This is a genomic window from Blautia sp. 210820-DFI.6.14, from assembly GCF_020558815.1.
GTDB classification, from domain to species: Bacteria; Bacillota; Clostridia; order Lachnospirales; family Lachnospiraceae; genus Blautia_A; species Blautia_A obeum.
Map to the genome: position 1 here is coordinate 1 of NZ_JAJCKS010000143.1, position 239 is coordinate 239.

Below are 239 nucleotides of genomic sequence, written 5' to 3' on the forward strand. Positions count from 1 at the left end.
AATAATTCAAAGAGAAATAAGCAGGCAGTACGAGATGCTTATGGAGCAGAGATTATAATTTTTGATCAGACGATTCCAAGAACAGAAGCTCTTGCCGAAACTGCATCAGAAGGTGTCAGTATTTTTTCTTACGATGCAAAAGGAAAAGGTGCGTACAGTTATCAAGCACTTGTCCAGGAGGTGTTGAATCATGCGTAAACCTAAGAAAGAAATTCAGCTTACTTCTTATGATGAATTGC

The 239-nt window shown here is 38.1% G+C and carries 1 protein-coding gene; it reads left to right on the forward strand.

What is annotated here, in order from left to right; genetic code table 11:
- On the forward strand, window positions 1-198 hold a 198-nt coding region (locus LI112_RS18755; RefSeq protein WP_369123681.1), incomplete at its 5' end, for a ParA family protein.
- Window positions 199-239: the final 41 nt, after the last annotated feature.